The sequence below is a fragment of the Nocardia sp. NPDC050412 genome (assembly GCF_044458825.1).
Lineage (GTDB): Bacteria > Actinomycetota > Actinomycetes > Mycobacteriales > Mycobacteriaceae > Nocardia.
On record NZ_JBITIJ010000006.1, the window covers coordinates 481,139 to 500,170 of the forward strand.

At 65.4% G+C, this 19,032-nt stretch carries 21 protein-coding genes and 1 tRNA gene; 11 read left to right on the forward strand and 11 right to left on the reverse strand.

The annotated features are described in order from the left end of the window. Positions 1–6 precede the first annotated feature (6 nt). Together ACIBI6_RS19900 and ACIBI6_RS19905 are read right to left on the reverse strand one after the other, a co-directional pair. On the reverse strand, positions 7–441 hold the full coding sequence (locus tag ACIBI6_RS19900; protein ID WP_364341071.1) for an effector binding domain-containing protein: 435 nt from the start codon (positions 439–441) through the stop codon (positions 7–9). After that, the gene (locus tag ACIBI6_RS19905; protein ID WP_040695392.1) at positions 438–881 is read right to left on the reverse strand and encodes a GyrI-like domain-containing protein; all 444 of its coding nucleotides are present in this window, start codon (positions 879–881) and stop codon (positions 438–440) included. Before ACIBI6_RS19905 ends, ACIBI6_RS19900 begins: the two co-directional genes overlap by 4 nt. 160 nt (positions 882–1,041) lie before the next feature. On the opposite strand from ACIBI6_RS19905, the gene ACIBI6_RS19910 reads away from it, so the two are divergent. After that, entirely contained in the window at positions 1,042–1,800 is a 759-nt protein-coding gene (locus ACIBI6_RS19910; RefSeq protein WP_364341069.1) for a uracil-DNA glycosylase, read from the forward strand. A gap of 8 nt (positions 1,801–1,808) precedes the next feature. Here the strand turns inward: ACIBI6_RS19910 and ACIBI6_RS19915 are convergent, their stop codons facing one another. Continuing rightward, the gene (locus tag ACIBI6_RS19915) at positions 1,809–2,516 is read right to left on the reverse strand and encodes a hypothetical protein (protein ID WP_364341067.1); all 708 of its coding nucleotides are present in this window, start codon (positions 2,514–2,516) and stop codon (positions 1,809–1,811) included. Positions 2,517–2,968: 452 nt separating this feature from the next. Between ACIBI6_RS19915 and ACIBI6_RS19920 the strand changes: the two genes are divergently transcribed. Further along, the gene (locus ACIBI6_RS19920) at positions 2,969–4,219 is read left to right on the forward strand and encodes a KasA/KasB family beta-ketoacyl-ACP synthase (protein WP_396957296.1); all 1,251 of its coding nucleotides are present in this window, start codon (positions 2,969–2,971) and stop codon (positions 4,217–4,219) included. Here the strand turns inward: ACIBI6_RS19920 and ACIBI6_RS19925 are convergent. Continuing rightward, complete coding sequence (locus ACIBI6_RS19925) at positions 4,216–5,067, reverse strand: GNAT family N-acetyltransferase (RefSeq protein ID WP_396957297.1); 852 nt, start codon at positions 5,065–5,067, stop codon at positions 4,216–4,218. The two genes, ACIBI6_RS19920 and ACIBI6_RS19925, sit on opposite strands and share 4 nt — an antisense overlap. Positions 5,068–5,401: 334 nt before the next feature. Here ACIBI6_RS19925 and ACIBI6_RS19930 point away from each other — a divergent pair, with 334 nt between their 5' ends. Together ACIBI6_RS19930 and ACIBI6_RS19935 are read left to right on the forward strand one after the other, a co-directional pair. Continuing rightward, positions 5,402–6,289 (forward strand): alpha/beta fold hydrolase, encoded by an 888-nt coding sequence (locus ACIBI6_RS19930; RefSeq protein WP_396957298.1) that lies wholly within the window; start codon positions 5,402–5,404, stop codon positions 6,287–6,289. A 96-nt stretch (positions 6,290–6,385) separates the two neighbouring features. Then, positions 6,386–7,189 carry an SDR family oxidoreductase gene (locus ACIBI6_RS19935; RefSeq protein ID WP_364341059.1) on the forward strand — a complete coding sequence of 268 codons (804 nt, stop codon included), beginning with the start codon at positions 6,386–6,388 and terminating at the stop codon, positions 7,187–7,189. A 271-nt stretch (positions 7,190–7,460) separates the two neighbouring features. Here the strand turns inward: ACIBI6_RS19935 and ACIBI6_RS19940 are convergent, their stop codons facing one another. Continuing rightward, positions 7,461–7,775 (reverse strand): hypothetical protein, encoded by a 315-nt coding sequence (locus ACIBI6_RS19940; RefSeq protein WP_396957299.1) that lies wholly within the window; start codon positions 7,773–7,775, stop codon positions 7,461–7,463. 247 nt (positions 7,776–8,022) lie between these two features. On the opposite strand from ACIBI6_RS19940, the gene ACIBI6_RS19945 reads away from it, so the two are divergent. The 3 genes from ACIBI6_RS19945 (at position 8,023) to ACIBI6_RS19955 (ending at position 10,741) form a co-directional block, all read left to right on the forward strand. Next, positions 8,023–8,646, forward strand: a complete 624-nt coding sequence (locus tag ACIBI6_RS19945) for an antibiotic biosynthesis monooxygenase (RefSeq protein WP_364341055.1) — start codon at positions 8,023–8,025, stop codon at positions 8,644–8,646. Between the two features lie 266 nt (positions 8,647–8,912). Next, on the forward strand, positions 8,913–9,209 hold the full coding sequence (locus tag ACIBI6_RS19950) for a hypothetical protein (RefSeq protein ID WP_364341053.1): 297 nt from the start codon (positions 8,913–8,915) through the stop codon (positions 9,207–9,209). A gap of 512 nt (positions 9,210–9,721) precedes the next feature. Next, on the forward strand, positions 9,722–10,741 hold the full coding sequence (locus ACIBI6_RS19955) for a DUF6492 family protein (RefSeq protein ID WP_396957300.1): 1,020 nt from the start codon (positions 9,722–9,724) through the stop codon (positions 10,739–10,741). 358 nt (positions 10,742–11,099) lie between these two features. Here ACIBI6_RS19955 and ACIBI6_RS19960 read toward each other — a convergent pair. The 5 genes from ACIBI6_RS19960 to ACIBI6_RS19980 all read right to left on the reverse strand — a co-directional run bounded on the left by ACIBI6_RS19960 (position 11,100) and on the right by ACIBI6_RS19980 (position 15,725). Then, positions 11,100–11,172, reverse strand: a tRNA-Ala gene (locus ACIBI6_RS19960). Positions 11,173–11,257: 85 nt separating this feature from the next. Beyond that, the gene (gene glpR / locus ACIBI6_RS19965; protein ID WP_364341011.1) at positions 11,258–12,319 is read right to left on the reverse strand and encodes a gephyrin-like molybdotransferase receptor GlpR; all 1,062 of its coding nucleotides are present in this window, start codon (positions 12,317–12,319) and stop codon (positions 11,258–11,260) included. Positions 12,320–12,645: 326 nt separating this feature from the next. Next, a complete protein-coding gene (locus tag ACIBI6_RS19970) occupies positions 12,646–13,296 on the reverse strand; it encodes a GNAT family protein (protein WP_364341010.1) in 651 nt (216 codons plus the stop codon). A 12-nt stretch (positions 13,297–13,308) separates the two neighbouring features. Then, positions 13,309–14,568 (reverse strand): gephyrin-like molybdotransferase Glp, encoded by a 1,260-nt coding sequence (gene glp / locus ACIBI6_RS19975; protein WP_364341008.1) that lies wholly within the window; start codon positions 14,566–14,568, stop codon positions 13,309–13,311. Positions 14,569–14,768: 200 nt separating this feature from the next. Then, positions 14,769–15,725, reverse strand: a complete 957-nt coding sequence (locus tag ACIBI6_RS19980; protein ID WP_364341006.1) for a UTP--glucose-1-phosphate uridylyltransferase — start codon at positions 15,723–15,725, stop codon at positions 14,769–14,771. A gap of 86 nt (positions 15,726–15,811) precedes the next feature. Here ACIBI6_RS19980 and ACIBI6_RS19985 point away from each other — a divergent pair, with 86 nt between their 5' ends. The 4 genes from ACIBI6_RS19985 (at position 15,812) to mscL (ending at position 18,092) form a co-directional block, all read left to right on the forward strand. Further along, a complete protein-coding gene (locus tag ACIBI6_RS19985) occupies positions 15,812–16,399 on the forward strand; it encodes a 5-formyltetrahydrofolate cyclo-ligase (RefSeq protein WP_396957365.1) in 588 nt (195 codons plus the stop codon). Between the two features lie 69 nt (positions 16,400–16,468). Further along, the gene (locus ACIBI6_RS19990; protein ID WP_396957301.1) at positions 16,469–16,765 is read left to right on the forward strand and encodes an FmdB family zinc ribbon protein; all 297 of its coding nucleotides are present in this window, start codon (positions 16,469–16,471) and stop codon (positions 16,763–16,765) included. 111 nt (positions 16,766–16,876) lie between these two features. After that, complete coding sequence (locus ACIBI6_RS19995) at positions 16,877–17,575, forward strand: SAF domain-containing protein (protein ID WP_396957302.1); 699 nt, start codon at positions 16,877–16,879, stop codon at positions 17,573–17,575. A gap of 109 nt (positions 17,576–17,684) precedes the next feature. Beyond that, the gene (gene mscL / locus ACIBI6_RS20000) at positions 17,685–18,092 is read left to right on the forward strand and encodes a large conductance mechanosensitive channel protein MscL (RefSeq protein WP_364341000.1); all 408 of its coding nucleotides are present in this window, start codon (positions 17,685–17,687) and stop codon (positions 18,090–18,092) included. 127 nt (positions 18,093–18,219) lie between these two features. Here the strand turns inward: mscL and ACIBI6_RS20005 are convergent, their stop codons facing one another. After that, positions 18,220–18,891, reverse strand: a complete 672-nt coding sequence (locus ACIBI6_RS20005) for an MspA family porin (protein ID WP_364340998.1) — start codon at positions 18,889–18,891, stop codon at positions 18,220–18,222. Positions 18,892–19,032 lie beyond the last annotated feature (141 nt).

The following is a 19,032-nucleotide window of genomic DNA, read 5'->3' on the forward strand; positions in this document are numbered from 1 at the left end:
GCTAACTTAGACCAGGATGGAGATGAACAGTTCGACCGACTCCGGCCCACGCCAGATCTCGATCTCCTCCCGGTACGCACGGGTGATCTCGGCGGACGCCGTCGCATCGTCGACCTGGGCCCACACATCCTCGACCGGATCGTGGTAGTCCCCGTTCGGCTCGAACCGAGCGTAGACACCCTTGGGCACCTTGACCAGTACGTCACCGACCGGAACCGCGCCCGGAGCGGAGTACTCGAAACATACGACGGCGTTGTAGTTTCCGGCCGGATCCGGCACGTACACCGTGTACATCGGCTGGTCGGCGCCCGCGCGGTCACGTAGCCGATCCTTGAGGAATTCGATCAGGTCGCTATTGCTGACCTTGAAACTCGGACGTACCCGCGGCACCACCAGACCGCCGTAGATGGCCTCGCGGCGCACCACGATCGCGTATGTCATCGCGCCTCGACCGCCAGGTAGAGATCGATCTTGTACGCGTGCGGATAACACTCGAAATCGCCGGTATAGGTGCGTTTGATCTGGTTGTGTTCCTCGGCGTAGGCGATCTGCGTCCACAGGTCGGTCATCACCTGCGGGAAGTTACCGACCGAGGAGAATCTGGCATAGGTGCCGCGCGGCAGCCGCGCCACCAGGTGACCGCGGGTGACCTCGCCGAAGGACACGCACTCATAGCCGACGATCTGGGTGTTGTAGGTACCGAGTTCACCGGAGTAATCGGTGTACGCGCTGGCCAGCTGGCCGCCGAGTTCCTGATGCAGCACTGCCGCCCACGCGGCCTCGAGGTCGTGGTCACGCAGTTCCCCGAGCGCACGTTTCGGGCTGCGCACCGGGAGCCCGGCAACCCACGTTTCGTCTCGCTCGACGATTTCAAACTGCATGGAAAGACTCTTTCGAGGTGAACCCGGGGGCGTTGCCCGCATCCGGACGGCCAGGAAGGCCATGCTATCAACTCGACCGCGTGGTCCGGCTCACATGTCCGGTCCGTTATGCACACCTCCCCACGGCGTTGAACTGGTCGTGCGACCTGTACGCAAACGGATGGCTATCGATACATACCTGCGGCAGCATGTGATCGTGTGCGAGACCATCGCCGAACTGGATGCCGCGGTCGCGGATTGCTTCGCCTGCCCGCGGCTGGTCGCCTGGCGGGAACGAGCGGCCAGGGAGAAGCGCGCCGCGTACCGTGACGAAACCTATTGGGGCAGGCCGGTTCCCGGCTACGGTCCGGATGACGCACGACTGCTGGTCGTCGGGCTCGCCCCAGCCGCCCACGGCGGCAATAGGACCGGGCGAATGTTCACCGGCGACCGCAGTGGGGATTTCCTCTATGCCGCCATGTACAACGTCGGGCTGACCAATCAACCGACGGCGGTGCACCGCGACGACGGGCTGCGGCTGATCGGCGCTCGAGTCACCGCGCCGGTGCACTGCGCGCCGCCCGACAATAAGCCGACACCCGACGAGCGGGATCGCTGCAGTCATTGGCTGAAGACCGAACTGGGTCTGCTCACACCGACGGTGCGAGCGGTGGTTGTACTCGGCGCGTTCGGCTGGCAGGCGCTGCTTCCGGTGCTTGCCGCATCGGGCTGGACTATGCCGCGTCCGCGTCCCAAATTCGGGCACGGCGCTCACGTCGTGCTGCCGCCGACCGTCGATGACCGAGCGCCGCTGCACCTATTCGGCTGCTACCACGTCAGCCAGCAGAACACCTTCACCGGTCGGCTCACCCCCGACATGCTGGAGGCGGTGCTGGCCGCCGCGGCGACCGCCGCGGGTCTTCCCGGCCGCCGGAGCTGAGCAGCGAGTCAGGACGGCGCGGTGATCTTGGTAATGACGGTGATGCCTTCGTGGGACGTGACGCTGACGAACTGTCGATAGGTGCGCACTGTCGCATCTAGTCGGAATTCGGTGATGACGACGTCGAAGCGGCCGTCGAGCATCGGGGTGATCATTACGCAGTGCTGGGTGCCGGGCGGAATCGATTTGATGCCCGCATCGATCAATGCGACCGAGGACACCGCCGCATCCGGTGTGGTCAGTGCGCGGGCATCCGAGGCCGAGCGAGTCATGTAATAGGCGTATTGGAAGGCCAGGATCACATCCGGTCCGGAATCGGTCGAGCCGGTTCCGTTGCCGCGCACCAACTGTTCGGTGCGCGTCGGCTCGCAGTTCGGTCCGCCACCGAGCACCGGATCGGTGATCGTGGCCGTCGACTGCCGGGTATTGCTCGCCTCGGCCGTGTACACGAGCACCAACGCCACCGCCGCCAACGTGCCGAAGATTGCGGCACTGCCGACCAGCCAGGGTCGACGCGCCGGACGCCGCTTCCGGCGATGTGGGCGCGCCGGTGGGAGGACATGCGGTGCCGGTCCGGGCGGGAGCATGCCCGGCCACAGCGGATCGGTCGCGCGACTACCGCGCGTGCCGACGTGCCGGGGGATGGCAGCAGGCGGGGTGGGTGAACTCTGCGCGGCGGTATTGCCGCCGGACTCGGCCGTGTTCGACGACACCATGATCTCGCCACACCCCTTCACCGTGCCGCTGGGGCGACCCTTTCAATGCCGTTGTGCAATAACAAGATTGCATAGATGCGCCGGTAAGGCGACCGAATGGGCCGGACAGAACCGGTCAGTGGACCAGCACACTACGCTGCAACCGCCTGCGGATGCGCGCGCTTCCTGCGACTTTAGAGGTTTCCCACAACCGCCGGGCCTAAGGTTCGTAATGACGGGCATACCGTGATCAATCCGCGCCGGTATGCTCTTCCGGAAACGATGTCCAGCGGAAATACCAGCTCAGCAATGCATTTCGACGCATTCGGGGGCATAGTAGAACGCCTGCGACGATGCCGTACGACAACGATGTCCGGCCGCCGTAGTCCGTCGAACGCCTGTCCAATTCGGATAAGGCACTCGCCAGGACACCGAAAACTGCGTTATCGGAAGAGAAACCAGGAGTGACTCTCGTGCGAAACCTCTTTGCCGCCGACGGGCGATTCCCGAATATCGTCGTGACAAGTCTCGCGGCGACCACGTCGATCGCGGGTGATGTCGACGCGACGTGGAAGGGACTGCTCAACGGCGAGAGCGGAATCGACGTGTTGGAGGATCCCTTCGTCGAGGAGTACGACCTCCCCGTCCGCATCGGCGGTCAGTTGAAGGTTCGCCCCGAGACCCTGCTGACGCGGGTCGAACAGCGTCGGATGTCCTATGTCGAACAGCTCGCGACGGTCCTCGGACGCGAGGTGTGGCGCAATGCGGGCAGTCCGGAGGTGGATCCCGAACGGCTCGGTGTGGCGATCGGCACCGGACTCGGTGGCGCCGATGCGATCACCGATGCGAACACTAAGCTGAAAAATGGTGGCTATCGCAAGATTTCGCCGCTGGCCGTGCAGATGATCATGCCCAATGGTCCGTCGGCGGTCGTCGGTCTCGAATTGAAGGCGAAGGCCGGCGTGATCACGCCGGTCTCTGCGTGCTCGTCCGGGTCCGAGGCAATTGTCAACGCATGGCGGATGATTGCGATGGGCGACGCCGATATGGTCGTCACCGGCGGCGTCGAGGGATATATCGATGTCCTCCCGATCGCGGCCTTCACCATGATGCGCGCGATGAGCACCCGCAACGACGACCCGAAGGGCGCCTCGCGTCCGTTCGACTCCGACCGCGACGGTTTCGTCTTCGGCGAGGCCGGTGCGCTGATGGTCCTCGAGACCGAGGAGCACGCCAAGGCCCGCGGCGCGACTATCCACGCGCGCGTGCTCGGAGCCGGAATCACTTCCGACGGTTACCATTTGGTTGCTCCGGCGCCCGATGGTGATGGCGCGGCACGCGCGATGACCCGGGCCATGCAGATCGCAGGTCTGACCCCGAAGGACATCACCCACATCAACGCGCACGCGACCGCGACCCCGATCGGCGACACCGCCGAGGCCAATGCGATCAACAAAGCCGTCGGTAACCACGCCTCGGTTTACGCGCCGAAATCCGCACTCGGCCATTCGATCGGCGCGGTGGGCGCGTTGGAATCGATTCTGACCGTACTCAGCATCCGCGACGGCGTCGTGCCGCCGACGCTGAACCTGGACAACCAGGATCCGGAGATCGATCTGGATGTGGTGCACGGCGAGGCGCGCAACCAGGAAATCGAGTACGCGATCAACAACTCGTTCGGTTTCGGCGGGCACAATGTCGCGCTCGCCTTCGGCCGGTACTAGCGGACGAGAATGGCGCGCGGGTAGAGCAGTTGGAAGCCGAGCTTCTGGACGTTCTGCTGTGACTTCGAACCCGGCAGGGTCGTAACCACCGCGAGGTCACAGCCCGCGGCCGCCGCGGCGGCGAGGCGCATCGATAGCAGTGCGCCCTGCACGCCGCGGCGGCGGTATTCGGGAAGGGTTGCCGCACCGCATAATTGGGCAACGCCATCGCTGAGGCGCAAGCTCGCGCCACCGACGGGCTTACCGTCGATCATGGCGAGCGAGCCGACGAAACCATTCGTCGCGGTGAGGTCCCGCTCGGCGCGTTCGATGGCCTCGCGCGGGAATTCCTCATGGGAGGCGACGCCCTGAGTGTCCGGGGTGGCGAAGCCGTCGACGACGACATTCACCCAGGTGTCGAATTCGTCGTGCCCGACATCGCGGATCTCGACGCCCTCGGCCGGTCGCGCCTGCCGCCCCGGCTCGAGCCGCAAGCCCAGCACATTCTCGAAGCCGAACAGCACATAGCCGCGCCGCGTCAGGCGTTCGACAACGGTCGGATCGGCCAGCGTGGAGACCTCGACCTGGACCGGCGCTTCCCGCTCGGCGAAGGCTTGTTCGACCGCGTCCAACTCGGCGTCATCGAAGGCAGCGCCGTTCATTCCGACGCCGACCACCTTGTCCAGCGGTGAACCCGGGCCCGCCCACACCGCGAGGCCGCCGCCGATGGGCCGCACCAGCACTCGCTGCTGCGGGTCCCGGCGGGCGGCCGCGCGAGCACCCTCCTCGATCAGTGTGCGTTCGGCGTGCTCGACCCGCGCGGCGAGGTCCTGTCCGGCGAATAAACCGGGGGCGGTTTCAGTTGGCATGAGGAATTACTACCTTGTCGGTAGCGCCGGATTCACCTGGTTTTAGCGCCGAGCGGGTTCGGCGCGTTCAAAGGTGGCCACTGCTCACCAGCGGCTTTCGATTCACTCGTGCTGGTTGCCGTCCTGAGCGAGGACCGAGCGGCGTGACGCGCGACCTTCTCTACGGTCGCGCCGATGAACCGACCCTCAGATCGCCGAAATGGCCACTGCGGCCGCACGACTAGCAGACCCGCCTCATGGTGGTCCGACGAAGCGCTATCCGACCACGGGCGGTGGTGCGAATCCGACTGCAGAAGGTGGTTCCGCAGACGCTCGGCGAACTATCGTGGGCGTTATGCCTGTTACCGACGGTACCGAACCGCCAGTCATCCCCGGGGTGCGCCGGACGTTCGTGACAGCCCGCGATGTCCGGTTCCACGTCACTGAATCCGGACCGGAGGACGGTCGCCCGGTCGTGCTGCTGCACGGCTGGCCACAGCACCACTACGCCTACCGGGATCTGCTTGCCGACCCGCCCGAAGGACTGCGGATCATCGCCCCCGACCTGCCCGGATACGGCTGGTCGGGTGCACCGCCGCATCGGTGGTCGAAGGAGGAAGTGGCCTCCGATGTGTTAGCCCTCCTCGATGCGATGGGCCTGCGACGGGTGCTGCTCGTCGGCCATGACTGGGGCGGTTACATCGGCTACCGCATGGTGCTGCGTGAACCCGACCGCTTCGGCGGCTACCTGGTGCTGAATATGGCCCATCCGTGGGTACCGCCGACGACAGTCATGCGACAGATCTGGCGCCTGCTCACTTACCAGCCGCTGGTCGCCACCGTGGGCGTACCCCTGCAGCAACGCACCCGCTTCCTCGAATGGCTGATCAGAGGGGCGATCACCGACCGCAGCACGGTCAGCCCCGAGGTGATCCGCATCTTCGCCGACCGCTTCCGCGATCCGGTCTGTGCCCGCGCCGCCACCGACACCTACCGCACCTTCTGGCTGCGCGAAATTCCGAATGCCGCACGTCATCCCGAACGCCGCCGCGCCACCATCCCGATCCGCGCCCTGTTCGGCGTAGACGACCCCGCCGTCCACCGCTCCCTGGCGGCCGCCGAAACGGCCCGCGCCGACGACTACACCTTCGAACCGGTCACCGGCTGTGGACATTTCGTCGCCGACGAACGCCCCGGACTCGTCCGCGCCCGCTTGATCGAACTTGCGGCAGACACGAAGTAGCCCTTGTCACTCCGGCTTTCGCACCCATACCGTTGGCCGCCGAGGTATTCAATGCTGAGGTACTCAAAGCTGGGCGCGAAAGACTGAGGAGAACCTATGACCCGATTGGCAGTCGTGACCGGTGCGTCCTCCGGCATCGGAAAGGCAACCGCTGCGGCTCTGGTCGCGCGCGGCTTCCAAGTGATCGGGACGAGCCGGAATCCGGAGTCGATCGCGGCCGCCGACCGAGTGGCAGATGTCGACTATCGCGCGCTCGATCTGACCGATGCCGAGTCGATCGCCGAATTCGTCGACGGCCTCGACGGTGTCGACGTGCTGATCAACAATGCGGGCGAGAGCCAGGCCGGTCCGCTCGCCGAATTACCGACCGCGGCGGTCGAGCGGCTGTTCCAGCTCAATGTGCTCGGGCCGGTCACGCTCACCCAGGCAGTGCTCCCCGAAATGCGGAGCCGAGGTTACGGCCGGGTTGTCATGGTCGGCTCCATGCTCGCCAGCTTTCCGATGCCATACCGGTCCTCTTATGTCGCAACCAAGGCAGCGGTGCGGGGATTCGCCACGGCGGCTCGATTCGAGGAGTCACCGTTCGGCGTGTGGATCACCACCGTCGAACCCGGCCAGATCGATACCGGGCTGCGTGAGCGACGCACCAAGTACATCGACGAGAACTCCCCGCACACAGCGGATTTCACCCATTTCATGACCGCACTCGATCGACAGCAAGCCAAAGGCATTACGCCACAACGGGTTGCCGCCACCATCGTCTCCGCCGTCGAGGCCAGCCGTCCGCGGCCGTTGTACGCGGTCGGCAGCAACGCACCTGCGATGTTCGCGTTGCGCCGCCTATTGCCGCGCACGGTCATCGAGAAGGTCATCGCCAGGGCCTATGGGTTGTCCCGGTGATTTCGGCAATGACATCATTGGATGCATTCGGCCCCGCCGCTCGGACAGGTGAGCATCGGCGGTGTATGCGGCTCCGGCGACGGCGGCGGCTGATAGGCCCCATGGCAGATACGTCCCGTTCGGCTCGAACAACAGTCGATTGATCTCCGCCAATGCCGACATGGGCGGCAGGCCCGCGATCACAGCAACAGCGGCGAGGCAAATGCGTCGTCTTCAGCCAACACCCCGTGCGTGGCTGGCTATACGCCGCCGAATATCGGCCCGGCCTTGATCATTTGTGCCGCGATGCGCCCGGCTCTGCCCTCGGTAGCGCCGAAGTCACCGCGATCACGGCCAGACCGGCATCGCGAATGATGCGGTCGAGATCGTCGATGATGTCGCTTATCGCATCGCGCGTCCGATCCGCCTGCGCGGATGCGGCTGATTCCCTGTCGAATTCGATACCGATCTTGTTGAGCTGCAGCCCGGTATCGAGCAGATTTCGCACCAGATTATCCGCGATCTCAGCGAAAGCGACTGTGCTGCTGTCCAATTCGCCGCCCTCGGATTGCCGATGCGTGGTGTGGTCGAACCGCTTGTCCCACATAATAATCCCTTTTGCCGGACAGGTTCCCTGACTGCCACGGCCGCCGGTTGCCTGGAGTTCGTTCAGCGCCGGAAGTACCCCAGATCCAGCTACCGCAAACTCCGGCAGCGGCAGCGGCGGCCTCCGGTCATGAACAGGTGTTGCAGAGAGTGTGCTGAAGCTATTGCCATGAGCGCCGCGGCGGGGCAGTGTGAACATGTCGGTGGCGCCAGCGGGGCGCTGCCCTGAACACCCGAGGGAGTCGCTCGTGTACGCACGTTCTACGACTATTCAGGCGCAACCCTCCGCTATCGATGCCGGGATTGCGCATGTACGCGACGAGGTAATGCCGGCTGTGGAAGACATACCCGGCTGTGTCGGACTATCGTTGCTGGTCGATCGCCAGTCCGGCCGGTGCATCGTAACTACCTCATGGGAAACCGAAGATGCGATGACCGCCAGCGCCGACCGGGTCCGCCCCATTCGAGATCGTGCGGCCGCGGCATTCGGCGGCGGCGGCACCCAGATCGAGCAGTGGGAAATCGCCGCCCTACATCGTGACCACCGCGCAAAGCAGGGCGCCTGCGCCCGCGTTGTCTGGGTCAAGACGAACCCGGATCGTCAGGACGCGGCGATCGAGACATACAAATCCCAAGCTCTACACGGCATGGAATCCCTCGACGGGTTCTCCAGCGCGAGTCTCTTGGTCGAGCGCGCGTCCGGCCGTGGCGTCTCCTGCGTCACCTTCGACAGCGCCGACGCCATGGAACGCAATCGCGAGGACGCAACCGCCCTGCGCGAGCGAATCACCCGCCAAGCCGGTATGCAGGTCATGGACATGTGCGAGTGTGAGCTGGCCATCGCCCACCTCCGCGTACCCGAATTGGTGTAAATCGCACGGCTGTGGCTCCCGACCGGTTGACCGGTCGGGAGCCGTCGGCGTCGCGCCTGATCCACCACCGTTTCATGCGCGCATTCTGTCCGGTGCTGAAATGCCGAAGAACTCGGCAAGCATCCGGCGTCGACCACTGCGCACCTGCTCATCGGTCATTCGGCGGGCGCGTACTACAGGCATGGGATCGCCGCGAGACCCCAGCGCAGCTCGCCGCGCCAGCGGCCGCGCTCGTCGACCAGCTTCGGGCATGCCAAGCTGGCGGGATGAAGTCGGAGGCGGCGGAGATACTCGACATCCTCGATCAGGTGATGGCGATCGTGCAGGCCGGGCCACAGGATATGAGCTGGCAATCTCGGTACACGGATGCGGCGGAGCTCGTGGACGATCTCACCGACCATTCCGAACTGATTCGGCGAGGTGATATGAGCCGGTTGCCCGATCTGAGATTTCTGTTCATCGCGACCGGCCCGCTGTGTGAGATCGCGGCCAGCAGTGGGTGGTTGGAGACTTACACGGTGCTGGGAAACCAATTCGATCGATTGTATGAGCGGTCGCGGTAGCGTGATGCCGGCCGCAGTCCGGATGAACAGGCCATCCTTGCGACCGCGTCCGACAACACACTCTACTGCCGCGACCCGCGCTTTCGATCGTGCCGATCGCACGCCAGTAACGGCTGCGCCCTGTTTGCTTGTGCCGCGTCCAGATAGCTTGTCAGGTATCGAGATCCGTCGGGCACGGTCATACGGCGATGCCGCGGGGTCTGTAGTGCAGCGTTTCGACTGCGCTCGGCAAGCGAGCCGGATCTGATAGCGCGGCAACCTATCTGGACGGGGCACCAGCCCGGCAAGACTTCCTGCGTTTCCGCACTGCGCCGTATTGCAGATTTCCGGTCGATCGAGAGGGCCGATCGTTGAGGGCACAGGGCGTTTTCAGGGGTGGGTCGAACCAGAGCGCTTCGCGCAGCGTGGTCGCGACGGTGTCGGTGATGAAATACTCAGGGGGCCCAACGCTTTTCGAGCCATGAGGCCTGGCTATCGTTGCCGGCGACGATCAGCCTACGGGGAGCGTGAACGTGACCGGAACTGCGCGGCTACCGGCAATCGAGGTCATGATCCCGGTAGCAGCCAAGGATCTGCCCAGCCTCGACGCCTGTATCACCGGGCTGAGGGCACACTGCCGCAATCCGATCCGATCGGTGAATATCGTCGGATCCGCGCGCCTGCATGCACAGGTACGGACCGACCATATGGTGCAGTGGATCGATGAGGAAGCGGTCTCACCGACACCGGCCGCCATCGAGGCGACCCTGCGCACAGCCGGCGGTGATCACCAGAATTCGTCCTGGTATTTTCAGCAGCTGATCAAACTGAGTTGCTTCCGCATCCTGGCGAGTACGGTCCAGCACCTGCTGGTGCTCGACGCGGACTACGCGCTCGTCGAGGATGTCGTGTTCGTCGAAAACGACGGCAGATCCTATCTGGCACTCGGCTATCCGCTGCAATGGCACCTCGACACCCGCCAGCACGCGATCCCCGACCGCCACTCCGCGATCACCGCGGCGACCCGGCTGCTCGCCGAATGGCGGCCGGTCGACCCGTACAGCGGGATGCAGCATCACATGGTGTTCGACAGACAAATCCTCGCGGACCTGATGCGGCGAGTCGAAGACCAGCACCGGCGACCGTTCTGGGAGGCATTCCTGACGACGATTGAACACGCCAAATGGACCGGTGCTTCGGAGTATGTGCTCTACCGCCACTTCGCGGCGAAGTTCTTCCCGGAACAGATCCGGTCACGGCACCTCGACGCCATCGACATCATCCAGCCCGCCGAAAACGCTTTGTGGACATTGACCGACGCTGTCACCAGCCTCCGCCGGGCGGGAGTCAAGGCGATCGGATGCCACAGTTTTCTCAGCTACCGCAACCGAATCGCCACAATGGACTACATACCCGACCAGTTACGCAGCCAGCTGCAGACAACACCCGGGGCGCTGATGCTCGACCTCAACCAAGGCGCCCTCCACATCACCCCCGCAACCCCACCCCTGGGTCACGCCGAGCGCCTGCGTCGAACCCCAGGTCGTGGGTGAAGTGTCGTTCGCCCAGTGACGGCCGCCTCGCCTGGTGAGGACGCCCGGATTTCGGGCCCGGCCGAATTCACACAGTGCGTGTCTCGGTAGTGACCGCGCCCGATCGACATGGCCACGTCCAGGTGAACCCTCGACATGAGTCATTGGTTGGTTGGAAGATCGGCCGACATGAAGTGGGACCGAAAAGCAAAGCCCAGCCTTTGGTGGACCTGGCGGAACTTACTCGAACCACGATCACCGAACGCAACCACAGGCTCGGGGTCCGGGGCGAAGCCCGCCGGGTGAGGTGTGGGGGCTTCGCCCCCACACGCGGAACGCAAAAGGCTCATGCTCTCCATGAGCATGAGCCTCCGGTATGTGGAGCTAAGGGGAATCGAACCCCTGACCTTCTCGATGCGAACGAGACGCGCTACCAACTGCGCTATAGCCCCGTGCGGCTCCGGGGAACCGCGCTGTGACACTGTATCAGGCGGGGTGGGCAGACTCCGAATCGTGTGGTTGACCTGTGCGGATGGGTCAGGCGCCTGCTGCGCGGCGCATGTCGGCGGCGCTGCGGCGTAGGGCGCGGGCAGTGGCGGGGTCGAAGGTTTCCAGGTGTTCGAACATGGGTTCTTCGTCGTCCACCTCGATGAGGACGGAACGGCGGCGCAGGGCGCGGGCGGTGTCGCGGTCCATGACGCGCTGTTGGGCGCGCTGCTCTGCCTCGCGTTCCGCCTCGATGTGCTCGCCGCGGCTGCGGGCCAGGCGGGCGAGGCGGCGGCGGCGGATTTCCTCCTCCATGCGGACCTGCTTGCGTAGGTACGCCAGGTAGGTCACCAGGACGAGTGCGGAGCCGCCGCAGCCCCACCAGAACATGGGGCTCAGCGCCACCGAGAGTCCGCCGCAGGTGAGGACGGCCAGGACGAGGCCGAGGACCGCGCGCTGGCGGAAGGTGTAGCGTGCCGCGCGCGCGATGGCGTCGGCTTCCGGGTCGAAGCCGCCGCGGCCGCGCCGGGTCGGCACGAAATCCGAGTCGTCGGAGTCGGATTCGTCGAATCGAGCGGGCGCCGCTGTCCGGGCCGGAGGGATTCGGGCACCGGTCGATTCGGTGTGCTCTAAAGCCACCCGGTCATCATCGGCGGTCGCCGGTTGCTTCGCAGCCGTTCGGGCCGTTGCGATTTCGGCATTGTCGGAATCGGCGGCGTCGAGTTCTTCGGCATCGTCGTCGAATTCACCCTCCGCACCGTCGAATTCGTCGATTTCGGCATCAGATATCGCCGACTCGGCTTCAGGCGGGTTGTCCGCGGGATCGTCGTCCTCGGTGACCTGCTCGTCGGCCGGTGGGGTCATCCGGTCCTCCGCATCATCGCTGTGGGAAAGCTTTCTCTGCACTCGGGTCGGCCGGTAATCCGGATCACTGTCGTGGCCGGCGGCCGGGCCACTCTTGGTGCGCCGCTTGGAACCTCCGCGGTGCAATACGCGGGTCGCCAACGCCGCGTCGGTCGTCTGCCTGATCCTGGGGTGCCGGTCGGCGAGGATCGGGAACAGCACGAAGACCCAGAGCACTACCAGGCCGATCCACAGGATCGAATTCGGCATCTCGCCTCCGCACCTCCGTCCCCGACGCATCGTCCGCTCGGCCTTTCGACCGGGTCGCACCGCGCCCCGTCGCGGTGCGTTCGCTCGCCGCAAAACGCCTCGGACGGACGGACGTCCGGCCGCCGTGAGGTGTATTCGGCACCGCCTCACAGGCTGGATGCCGGGGGCGCGGGGCGCACCTCCGACGTCCGTAGGTTAATTCCGTGTCGCACCAAGTTCGGTCAGGCGCGCCGTGCACATACGCCACACCTGTCACAGTTCCACCATTTGCGCCGCGCGTCGAAAACGGCCGGGCGCGTCGAAAACGGCACGGGCGTACAAGTATTTCAGGGCAGCGCGGCCCGCCCATCGCGCACAAGTCGATCGATGACGGTCCCCGCCACCTCCTCGACGGTGATGCCGACCAGCAGGTGATCACGCCAGGCCCCGTCCACATCCAGGTACCGCTTCAGCAGCCCCTCCTCGCGGAACCCCACATTGCGCAGAACCGCTTGACTGGCCAGGTTTTCCGGCCGCACGGTCGCCTCGACCCGATGTAATCCGACCGGCCCGAAGCAGTGGTCCAGCCCGAGCGCCAACGCGGCTGTCGCCACACCCTTCCCGCCCGAATCCTTGGCCACCCAATAGCCGATCCACGCCGACCGCAGTGCACCGCGCACGATATTGCCGACGGTCAACTGCCCGCTGAACGCGCCGTCGACCTCGATCACGAGCGGAATCATCGCACCGCGCCTGGCCTCGGACTTCAGACTCGACCACAGCGACGGCCAGTTCGACACGTGGTTGCGCGCCTCCCAGGCACCGCGCCCGGTCGGCTCCCACGGCTCCAGATGCGCCCTGTCGCGCAACCGGATCCGGCTCCATGCCGCCGCATCGCGCAACCGCACCGGACGCAACGTCACCTCCCCGGCCGCGACGCGCACCGGCCCCAGATGCGCGGGCCAACCGGGATGCTGCGTGGCCCGGAACACATTCATCGTCTCCACGCCTCAGCCACGCTGTGCGAGAAATGCGACCCGGACCTCGTCACCGGTTCTGATCTCGGTGTCGTCCGGGTCGATCACGATCAGACTGTTCGCCTCGGCCAGCGTGGCGAGCAGATGCGACGAACCGCCCGTGCCGCCACCCAACGGCTGCACCAGGTAGTCGCCGGTAGCCTCATCACGCATGAGTTGCGCGCGAAGGTAGCCCTTGCGTCCGGCCATGGAGGTGATCGGGGTGATCGTTCTGGCGCGAATGATCCGGCGCATGGGATGTCTGCGCCCCAACGCGATTCGGATCAACGGTCGCACCATGACTTCGAAAACCACCAGCGCGCCAACGGGATTCGACGGCAGCAGGAAGGTCGGCACCTCATCGCGCCCGAGTCGCCCGAAACCCTGTACGGAGCCGGGATGCATAGCGACCCTAGTGATTTCGAGTTCACCGAGCCCCTCGAGTGCCTCGCGCACCTGCTCCGAAGCCCACCCCCCGATGGCCCCCGCGATCACCACGACCTCGGAGCGAACCAACTGCCCCTCCACCACATCGCGCAGCCGCCGCGCATCCGAACTCACGATGCCGACCCGGTTCACATCCGCGCCCGCATCGCGCGCGGCGGCTGCCAGCGCATAGGAATTCACGTCGTAGACCTGTCCCGGTCCAGGCGTGCGATCGATATCGATCAACTCGCCGCCCACCGAAATCACCGACAGCCGCGGGCGTGGATGCACGAGCACTTTGTCCTGACCGACCGCGGCGAGCAGACCGACTTGCGGCGCACCGATGATGGTGCCCGCACGCACCGCGACATCGCCGGGCTGCACATCGTCACCGATACGCCGGACATAGTCACCGGATCGCACCGGCTCGTACACCTTGATCCTGGCGCGGCCGCCATCGGTGAAATCCAAGGGCAGCACGGCATCGGCCAGTGTCGGCAGCGGCGCACCGGTATCGACCCGCACGGTCTGGCGCGGCTGCAATCGGATCGGCTGCTTGGAACCGGCGACCACCTCGCCGACGACAGGCAGCGTCAGATCGACCAATTCGCCGTCCTCGTCACGGATATCGGTGCCCGCGGCGGACACATCGACGCTGCGCACCGCGTAACCGTCGATGGCGGCCTGATCGAAGCCGGGCAGCGGCCGCTCGGTGACGACGTCCTCGGCACACAGCAGGCCTTGCGCCTCGGAGATCGCGACCCGGACCGGCCGGGGCGCGACCGCCGCGGCCGTCACCTTGATCTGCTGATCCTCAACCGAGCGCATCCAGCCCTTCCTGATCTCTGTCGCCGACCCGATTCCGCGACCGCGCAACCGAACCCGCGCGGCTCTGCCCGATCCGCGGTGTTCCCGGGGCTCTGCGTGGTTACGCGAGCTGCCGCCTACGAGCCCGTCGCTCACACCGCAGATGAACCATCATTCGTACCCGACGGTCCACTATCGGCGAAACCCGACGCCCGCGCCTATCAGTCGTAGGTCGTCAGCTGCGGGTCCCAGTCCGCACTGAGCCGATGCTGCAGCCACTCCCGCAGGGCGGGGCCGTATTCCTCTCGTTCCAAAGCGAAATCGACCGCAGCACGAAGATAACCGCCCGGGTTGCCCAAATCGTGGCGCGACCCACGGTGGACCACCACATGGACCGGATGGCCCTCCGCGATGAGCAGTGCGATCGCGTCGGTGAGTTGTAGCTCCCCGCCCGTGCCGGGTTCGATCCGGCGCAGCGCATCGAAGATGGCGCGGTCCAACAGATATCGCCCCGCGGCCGCGTAGGTCGACGGTGCGTCCGCAAGCGCGGGCTTTTCCACCATTCCGTTGACCCGCAGCACATTCGGGTTCACCGCATCGGGCACCGGCGCGACATCGAAGACACCGTAGGCGCTGACCTGATCCTTGGGAACGTCGATGGCGCACAACACAGTTCCGCCGCGCTTGCGCCGGACCCGGCTCATCACATCGAGCACGCCACACGGCAGCACCAGGTCATCGGGCAGCAGTACGGCGATGGCGTCCTCGTCGTCATCGAGGACGCCCTCGGCCTGAGCGACGGCGTGACCGAGGCCCAGCGGCTCGTCCTGGACCACCGAGGTGACATCCAGCAGCGCGGGCGCCTTGCGCACCTTCTCCAACAACTGGAACTTGCCGCGCTCGGCGAGTGTGCTCTCCAGCACCAAGTCCTCTACGAAGTGTGCGACCACGCCGTCTTTACCCGGCGAGGTCACGATGACCAGCCGCTGCGCACCGGAATCGGCGGCTTCCGTCGCAACCAGTTCGATGCCAGGAGTGTCCACCACCGGCAGCAACTCCTTGGGCACGGTCTTGGTCGCGGGCAGGAACCGCGTCCCAAGTCCGGCCGCGGGCACGACGGCCGTGCGGAAACACGACACGACTGCGCCATTCGCGGATTGTCCGGCCTTTGCTGTCATACGCCTACCCTATCCATCCGTCACCGGCCCGAAGCAGCCGTCACGCCGACTCGGGTCCCGGTGAGCTTAAGGTGATCACTGTGGAGATGCCCGGCGAGCGCGACAAACATGCCTGGCGGGCGGAAATTACTGCTCGACGGGCCGCGATGACCAGGGCAGACCAGGAAACCGAGGCGCGTGAGCTGGCCCACAGTGTCGCTGGACTCGACGTCCCCGCATGGGTGTGCGCGTACGTGCCGATGCACGACGAACCGGGATCGACGGCGATGCTGACGGCACTGCGCACGGCTGGCGCCCGGGTATTGCTGCCGGTCACTGGGCCGCCGGGCCCCTTGCAATGGGCCGAGTTCATCGGCACCGATGATCTGCGGCGCGCCAGATTCGGACTGCTGGAGCCCGCGGGTGAGGTGCTAACCGATGCGATCGCCCTGGCGGAGCTGGTCCTGGTCCCGGCGCTGGCGGTGGATCGTCGCGGCGTTCGGCTCGGCCGCGGCGCTGGGTACTACGACCGAACACTGGCCGCGGCTCGGCCGACGGCGCGGTTTATCGCGGTGGTACGCGACGACGAACTGCTCGACCGGCTCCCCGAGGAACCACACGATCTGCGCATGGGCTGGGCACTCACCCCGCATGGCGGACTGCATCGATTGGGTAGCGCTGGGGCTGCGGAATGAAATGCCGATTAGCGGTGTTGGCACTGTCGGCTGTAGAGTGCCAGATTGACGAACCCTGCGGAGGATCCAGTGCCAACTTATTCATATGCGTGCACCCAGTGTGACAACCGCTTCGACATCGTTCAGTCCTTCACCGATGAGGCGCTGAGCGTCTGCTCGGAGTGCTCTGGCAAGCTGCGCAAGCTCTTCAACTCGGTCGGCATCGTGTTCAAGGGCAGCGGTTTCTACCGCACCGACAGCCGCGGCGGCTCCTCGACCGCCAGCGAGCCCGCGAAGTCGGACAGCGGTGCAAGCAGCTCCACGTCGAGTTCGGATTCCGGCTCGTCGAGCAGCTCCAGCACCACCAGCACGGCCGTCGCCAGCTGAGTTCCGCCTGATAGAAGCAGCCCTGCGGGAGCTATCCCCAGGGCTGTCGATATCCACAGGACAGACTTTTCTCGGGCGAGTCGCGGTGCTGGTGACAATAGGCTCCCCGGCATGGCTCCCCTGGGCATCATTCCGTCGGGCACGACCCGATCGTTCGTCGATCTCGGCCGCGGCGACTCGCTTCGCTCGACTATCTGGAACAGACCGTCATGGGCGGACGCGCTACTCGCTCGACGCCTGCTCGCAGCCGCCCTCACCGCACTCGCGATCGTCCTGTTCCTGCGCGGCGATCCCGGCAGCGCACGCACCGAGGTCTTGGTCGCCGGACGCGATCTGCCGCCGGGTCATCTGCTCGAGGCGACCGATCTGCGCTCGACACCTCTCGAATCCGGCACACTGCCCGCGGGCGCGGTCGACGATGTCGCCGTTCTGGTCGGCGCGACGCTGACCGGCGGAATGCGCACCGGCGAGATATTCACCGATCTGCGCATTGTCGGACCGCGACTGGCGGCGGTCGCCGCCGGGGCGGGTGATGCCCGCATCGTGCCCATTCGACTGGCGGATACGGCAGTCGCGGAAATCCTGCGGACGGGCGACCGGGTGGATGTCATCGGGGCCGAGGAACAGAGCGGTCCCGGCACTCGGCCCGCCCGGCTACTCGCGATCAATGCCGCGGTCGTGCTGGTATCGGATCCCGGTGATCGGCGCGGCGCGCCCGAGCGCGTGGTGTTGGTAGCGATGGACGCCGAACACGCCACCGCGGTGGCCGCCGCATCGCTGCGCACCGCCCTGACCGTGGTTTTTCATTGAGCAATGTTGCCGAACATTTGCCATCAAGGTCAACTAGCATCGGTCGATACGGCAGCCCGAACCGCCGAGCACAACGAGTCAGCTCCCACCCGAAGAGGAGATATCGGCAATGTTGAAGGGTTTCAAGGAATTCCTACTCCGCGGAAACGTCGTCGACCTGGCGGTAGCCGTGGTGATCGGTACCGCGTTCGTCGCGATCGTCACCGCGTTCACCAATGGCATCATCAATCCGATTCTGGCCGTCTTCGGCGAACGCGATGACCTCGGCCTCGGTTTCCAGTTAGTTGCTGACAAACCGGCCACCTTCGTGCAGGTGGGTCCGATCATCACCGCGGCCATCAATTTCGTGGTCATCGCGGCGGTGCTGTACTTCGTGCTGGTGCTGCCCGCACTGCACGCGAAGAAGCGGTTCGGCACCACCCCGGACACCAAACTCAGCGATTCCGAGGTGCTGATCCAAATCCGCGACCTGCTCTCCGACAGCCAGCGCAGCGGGGGCGGACGTCACGAATTTTGATCGAATTCCCCTGCCCAACAGATAAACACCGAATTCGACTGCACTACAATCACATACGGTAATTCCCTGCGCCACAAGGCAAACGGGCCCGTCGCAAGATACGCGACGGGCCCGTTCACATATTCGATCAGCCGAGGCTGAACGGCTGGCCCCACAGAGTGGTCCAGGTGATGACGTTGTCGGTCTCCACCTCGACACTGACGAAGGCCCGCGCCTGCGCGTAGCCACCACAGCCGCTGAGACCGATAGTCTCATCGGCCCAGGTGACCGAGCCGCTGCCGCCCTTGAACTTATTGCGCTTCTTGTGCGCCTCGTTGCCGAAGTCGTCGGCCTGCTCGAGATCGAGCACATAGAACGACTGCGCCTGGCCGGGACCCAGACTCAGGTTGGCGCCGCTGCTGGCGCTCACCTTCGGCTTGACGTTCTGGCTGTCGCTCCAGTCCAGACCACCGGTGACGCCGCCCTCGGCACCGCCGCCGTCGATATTCACTTGGCAGGCAACGACATAACCCGGGAAGATCGCGCCGTTCCAGCCGTCGGTCACCTCGACCTGCGCGCTACCCGACACCCACGCATTGCGATGCACCGGTGTTGCGCCCATGGACGGATTGATATCGGCCGATTCGCCGACCAGCCGGATGGTGAGAACCGTTCCGTCGGACAGCGTTTTGACTATTTGGCCGCCCGGCAACGGAACAAAGGTGTCGGCATTGGCCGCACCGGTGGACAACAGGCCCAGCGCCAGCGCGGCGGCGCCGCCGAGCCCGGCGACGCGCGCCACAAACTTACGATCGATCATGATTGGTACTGCCCCTAGCGATTGAGTTCGATGAATTCGATTCGGCGAGTGGATATTCGACAGATCCCCGCGGCGTTGCCGTCAGGTCCGGACGCGGCAACATGCGTAACCACGTAGGGCCCAGGAACGCCGCAAATCGGA